Below are 5,319 nucleotides of genomic sequence, written 5' to 3' on the forward strand. Positions count from 1 at the left end.
CCAGGCCGTTTTCGTCGCGGCGGGGCATTGCTTCCGGGCCGCCGCCCGCCCCGCCCGGCCCTGGAAGGCGGGTCGGCCAGGGCCCGGCGGGTGCAGGAGGCCTCAACCCGGAGTGCAGGTCGGGGTCCGCCCCCGCCGAGTGGTCGCAGAGCCAAGCCCGCTTCTCAGCGGCTTTCAGCACTTCCGCGTGTAACGGGCTGGGGGCCAGAGGCTGGTCCCGGGGGCGGCGGCCGATCCGCCATGGTCCGTGCCTGTCGGTGGAGCTGATCGGGAGCGTGCCCAGGTGCATGGGCACACATCAGGTCAGCCGTTTGCGCCCATCTTGAGGCCGATGTTGGAGGCGAACGTCGCCCACGTCTTGTTGGCGAACTTCTTGTTGAGCGCGTCCGGCACGGTCGGCTTGGTGACGAAGGCGCGGACACCGAGGTAGAGGTACCCGTTCTTCCGGTAGATGGTGAAGTAGATCCGGGAGCCCGCGCCGTCGAAGTGGCCCTTCTGCGCGATGAAGTGCCAGCCGTACTTGACGCCGGCGCGGTAGAACTTCACCGGGGCCTTACGGCAGCCAAAGGGCCCCGCTGCGCACGCCTTCAGGTTGATGAACGTGCCTTCGCGCGTGGGAAGCTTCTTCGGGGCGCCCTTGACCGGGAAGGTGCAGCCGCCGAAGCAGTTCTTCAGGGCCTTGAACGCCTTCGCCTCGGCGCCTGGCTTCGTCGCGTACTTCACGATCATGAAGTTGTACTTGTAGAGCAGACGCGACCCCGCCGCCGAGACGTCGGCGGCGGGCGCGGCGGGTGCGGCGGCGGGCGCGACCGGCGCCGCCAGGGCAGTCGCCGGAGCGGCAGGCTGGGCGTACGCGGGAGCGGTGACAGCAAGGCTGCCGACGGTCGCCACCGTGGCCAGGGTCAGCCCTAAAGTCTTATGCATGAGGTTCCTTTCTCCCCGTCTGGAATCGAAGCGATTCGAAGCGCGTCGAATCGAGCCCGATGGTCTCAGGCATCAGGCCGGCCGCGATATTGGCCCAAAGGGCAGGTCCCCGGCGTTTGCCCGGCTCATCCGATCCTGAGGTCGTCGCTGTTGACGTCCTGCTCTTCCCGCGTGCCCGCCAGGCCCCGCGCACCCAGCGCCGACGCCGCTTGTACGAAGCGAAGAAGTGGTCCGGCGAGATCGTCTGCGCCATCACCGACCTGCCTGCCGAGCAGGTCGACGCGGCCGCGATCGCTGCCTGGACCCGCGGGCCCCGGACCGTGGAGAACACCGTCCACTGGATTGGTGATGTCGTTTTCGGCGAAGGCAAGTCCCAGGTCGGAAGCCGCAACACACCCGCCGTGCCTGCCGCCGTCCGCGACCTGATCCGCCGCGCACTCAAACTCGCCGGGTACGTCAACACCTCCGCCGGTCGGCGAGCCCCGCACCGAACGCCACTGCGTCCTCGCCCTCTACGGCATCACATGAACAGCCGGACATCCGAGGCGAACACCGGAGCCCTGTCCACCCCCCGGAGCCCTGTCCACCCCCCTGACTCCTTTCAGCCTCGCCCCGACCCTGCCCGAAGGCCACATCGCGTTCGGTCCGTCGACCACAACTCTCCGACCTGGTCTTTCACTTGACGAACAGTCACGCACCGCCCTCGCGACCCGGCCCGGCTCTCCCTCCGCTTTCGAGCAAATCCTGTCCGAATCATTGACGTCTCCTGAGGGGCTCCGTACCTTGTGCCAGCAAGCGCTTACTTGAAACGATTCACGGCGCGGGACGCAACGTCGCGGGGAGGCTCAACCATGCAGCAAAACAGGAACGTTGAGAGGCGAACGATCCTCAAGGCGGCGGGAGCCTCACTGGCCGTCGCCGGGCTGGGGGCGACCGCCACGGCCTGCGGCGGCGGCAGCGGCACGGGGGACGGGACGGTGACGATCCGTTACGCCTGGTGGGGTGCGGAGGACCGGGCGGAGCGCATCAAGAAGACCATCGCGCTTTTCGAGAAGAAGTACCCGAAGATCAAGGTGAAGACGGACTTCCAGCCCTACCTCGACTTCTGGAAGAAGTTCAACACCCAGGCCTCCGGTGGAAATTCGCCGGACGTCTTCCAGAATGCCATCGGATTCCTGCGTAAATACGACGCGAAGAATATCCTGCTCGATCTCAGTGCACAGGTCGAGGCGGGCAATCTCTCGATGGACGGATTCAGAGCGGGCCTGGAGAAGTTCGGAGAGATCGACGGCAAGCTCCTCGGCGTTCCGGTCGGCTCCAACTCCATGGCCTTGGTGATCGACAAGCCCGTCTACACAAAGGCGGGCGTCAAGCCGGAGCAGGGCTGGACCTGGGACGACTACGACGCGGCGATGAAGAAGATCCACGACAAGACGGGCCGCGCCGGTGACACCGGTCCGTACAACATCATGTACCTCTACGACCTCTACCTGCGCCAGAACGGCAAGGCGTTCTTCACCGAGGACGGGCTCGGTTTCACCGAGGCGGATCTGAAGACCTGGTGGGCGAAGGCCGAGAAGGCGGTCGAGGAGGGCTTGTACGCCGACCAGAAGAAGGTCGCCCAGATCAAGCCCAAGTCGGCCTTGGCCGCCGAACTCTCCGGTGGCGAGTTCACCTGGGACAACTTCACCATCCGCTACACCTCCGAGGGCAAGAGCGAGTACGGCCTGGCTCCCATCCCGACCACGGACGGCAAGAAGACCGGCCAGTACCTCGGCTCGCTCATGCTCAGCGCGTCCAAGCGCACCCAGCACCCCAAGGAAGTCGCCCAGTTCATCAACTTCATGGTGCACGACCCCGAGGTCGCCACGATCATGGGCTACGACCGCGGTGTGCCCGCTACGCAGGCCCAGTACGACGCTTTCAAGCCGACCGATCCGGTCAACAAGGCGATCGCCGAGTACGAGCAGTCCCTCGTCGACGCGGGCGTCCTGGAGCCCATCACCCCGCACCCGAACGGCGCGGACATCTGTGAGGCCGCGTTCCTGCGCATCGGCGAGGAAATCGGTCTGGGCAAGCGCTCGGTGGACGACGCCGTCAAGCAGTTCTTCACCGAGTCGAAGACGGCTCTCGGCACCTGATGGGAACCACCGTGACACACGCCCCTGCGATGGAGGGCCTGTCCAAGGACCAGGGCCCCGAGCCGCGGCACGGTCCGGTGAAATCCTCGCGCCCCGCCGCACTCAAGCGGCGGGGCCGCCGGGAGACCCTGGCCGGCTATCTCTTCATGTCCCCGTGGATCGCCGGTTTCCTGCTGCTGACAGCGGGCCCGATGGTCGCCTCGCTCTACTACGCCTTCACCGACTACAACCTCTTCGACGCGCCCAAGTGGATCGGCCTCGACAACTTCTCCGAGATGTTCGCCGATCCGCGCTGGCGCCACTCGGTGCAGGTGACGTTGTGGTATGTCGTGGTCGGTACGCCGCTCAAGCTGCTCGCCGCCCTCGGGGTGGCGCTGCTGCTGGCCCAGAAGCGGCGCGGGCAGGCCTTCTACCGGGCCGCCTTCTACGCGCCGTCGCTGATCGGGGCGAGCGTCTCCATCGCGATCGTGTGGAAGGCGATCTTCTCGGACGACGCCATCGTCGACCGCACGCAGAAGCTCTTCGGAGTGGACGTCGGCGGCTGGAGCGGCGACCCCGACATGATCATCTACAGCCTGGTGGCGCTCACCGTCTGGCAGTTCGGCGCCCCCATGGTCATCTTCCTCGCCGGTCTCAAGCAGGTCCCGCGTGAGCTGTACGAGGCGGCCGAGGTGGACGGGGCGGGCAAGTGGCGGCGGTTCTGGAGCATCACCCTGCCGATGATTTCCCCGGTTCTCTTCTTCAACGTTCTGCTGGAGACCATCCACTCCTTCCAGATCTTCAGCTCGGCGTACATCGTCGGCGGCGGTGCCGGAGGCAACGCCTGTGGTCCGGCGGACGGTTCGATGGTCTATACCTGTTATCTCTACGTCCAGGGCTTCGAGAACAGCCGCATGGGTCTGGCCTCCGCGATGGCCTGGCTGTTGCTGATCGCGGTCGCCCTGGTGACGGCGGTGCTGTTCTGGTCCCAGAAGCGCTGGGTGCACTACGAGGAGGGTGCCTGATGAGCTCCCCCAATCTCTCGACTTCGCTCGACCCGGGGGTGCCCCCATCGGCCACCGAGATCACCCCGCCCCCGTCCGCGAAGGCCGGTGCTCTCCAGCGCAAACTGCCCGGTTCCCTCGCCTGGCACATCGGCTCCCTGTTGATCCTCGCGGTGATCCTCTACCCGGTGATCTGGGTCGTCGGCGGCTCGTTCAAGAAGAGCGAGGACATCGTCGGCAGCCTGGACCTCTTCCCGGGCGACCCGATCATCTCGAACTACACGGGGCTCTCTGACGGCATCGCCGACATCCCGATCTCCACGTTCTTCCTCAACTCCCTCACGCTCGCCGTCGGTTCGGTGATCGGGATCCTGGTGTCCTGCTCGCTGACCGCGTACGCCTTCGCGAAGATCAGGTTCGCGGGCCGCAATCTGCTCTTCACCCTGATGATCGGCACCCTCCTGTTGCCCTACCACGTGCTGCTGATCCCGCAGTACGTGCTGTTCCGCAACATGGACGCGATCGACACCTACACCCCGCTCCTGCTCCCGAAATACCTGGCCACGGAGGCGTTCTTCGTCTTCCTGATGGTGCAGTTCATGCGGAACCTGCCCAAGGAACTCGACGAGGCGGCCCGGCTCGACGGCTGCGGCCACTTCCGGATCTACTGGTCGATCGTGCTGCCGCTGTGCCGGCCCGCGCTCATCACCAGCGCGATCTTCACCTTCATCAACGCCTGGAACGACTTCATGGGCCCGCTGATCTATGTGAATACGCCCGACAAGTACACGGTCTCGCTCGGTCTGAAGATGTTCGTGGATCAGGACGCCGTGGCCAACTACGGCGGCATGATCGCGATGTCGCTGGTGGCCCTGCTGCCGGTGCTCGCCTTCTTCCTGGCCTTCCAGCGCTATCTGATCGACGGCATGGCCACGTCCGGTCTGAAGGGCTGAGGTGAGCCGACCATGGCCCAGGGGCGAGCGAAGGCCTCCACCAAGGCGCGCGGGGAGTCCCTGCTCGCCGAGCGGTTCGCGCTGTTCGCCGAGTGTCTGCTCACCGGTGTGTGGATCACGGTGGCCTCGCTGCCGCTGGTGACCTACCCCGCCGCGTTCGCCGCCGGTTCCCGGCATCTCCGGCGCCGTACGGCCCATGTGGGCGGCGGCTGGCGGGAGTTCGCCGCCGACTTCCGTACGGCGGTGCGCGGCGGCTGGCTCGTCGGGCTCGCCGGGTGGGCGGCGCTCGCGGCGGTGTGGGTGGACGTCCAGGCCGTA

Annotated in this window: 4 protein-coding genes and 2 pseudogenes; 5 read left to right on the top strand and 1 reads right to left on the bottom strand. The window is 66.3% G+C overall.

The features are described 5' to 3' along the window. Positions 1–303: 303 nt before the first annotated feature. The gene (locus tag STRIP9103_RS09045; protein ID WP_009305456.1) at positions 304–924 is read right to left on the bottom strand and encodes a hypothetical protein; all 621 of its coding nucleotides are present in this window, start codon (positions 922–924) and stop codon (positions 304–306) included. A gap of 137 nt (positions 925–1,061) precedes the next feature. Here STRIP9103_RS09045 and STRIP9103_RS50590 point away from each other — a divergent pair. The 5 genes and pseudogenes from STRIP9103_RS50590 to STRIP9103_RS09065 all read left to right on the top strand — a co-directional run. After that, a pseudogene (locus STRIP9103_RS50590) lies at positions 1,062–1,452 on the top strand (ISAs1 family transposase); the annotation flags it as partial. Positions 1,453–1,775: 323 nt separating this feature from the next. Next, positions 1,776–3,065 carry an ABC transporter substrate-binding protein gene (locus STRIP9103_RS09050; RefSeq protein WP_009305458.1) on the top strand — a complete coding sequence of 430 codons (1,290 nt, stop codon included), beginning with the start codon at positions 1,776–1,778 and terminating at the stop codon, positions 3,063–3,065. After that, the gene (locus STRIP9103_RS09055; protein WP_048819959.1) at positions 3,065–4,069 is read left to right on the top strand and encodes a carbohydrate ABC transporter permease; all 1,005 of its coding nucleotides are present in this window, start codon (positions 3,065–3,067) and stop codon (positions 4,067–4,069) included. Before STRIP9103_RS09050 ends, STRIP9103_RS09055 begins: the two co-directional genes overlap by 1 nt. Next, positions 4,069–5,001 carry a carbohydrate ABC transporter permease gene (locus STRIP9103_RS09060; RefSeq protein WP_009305454.1) on the top strand — a complete coding sequence of 311 codons (933 nt, stop codon included), beginning with the start codon at positions 4,069–4,071 and terminating at the stop codon, positions 4,999–5,001. The genes STRIP9103_RS09055 and STRIP9103_RS09060 overlap by 1 nt, the downstream gene beginning before the upstream one ends. 12 nt (positions 5,002–5,013) lie before the next feature. Next, positions 5,014–5,319: pseudogene (locus tag STRIP9103_RS09065) on the top strand (hypothetical protein); the annotation flags it as partial.

It is taken from the genome of Streptomyces ipomoeae 91-03 (genome assembly GCF_000317595.1).
Classification (GTDB): domain Bacteria; phylum Actinomycetota; class Actinomycetes; order Streptomycetales; family Streptomycetaceae; genus Streptomyces; species Streptomyces ipomoeae.

Bases quoted from the DNA above. Each gene is read 5' to 3' on its own strand.
- STRIP9103_RS09045 (WP_009305456.1), bottom strand. From the start codon at position 924: ATGCATAAGACTTTAGGGCTGACCCTGGCCACGGTGGCGACCGTCGGC.
- STRIP9103_RS09050 (WP_009305458.1), top strand. From the start codon at position 1,776: ATGCAGCAAAACAGGAACGTTGAGAGGCGAACGATCCTCAAGGCGGCG.
- STRIP9103_RS09055 (WP_048819959.1), top strand. From the start codon at position 3,065: ATGGGAACCACCGTGACACACGCCCCTGCGATGGAGGGCCTGTCCAAG.
- STRIP9103_RS09060 (WP_009305454.1), top strand. From the start codon at position 4,069: ATGAGCTCCCCCAATCTCTCGACTTCGCTCGACCCGGGGGTGCCCCCA.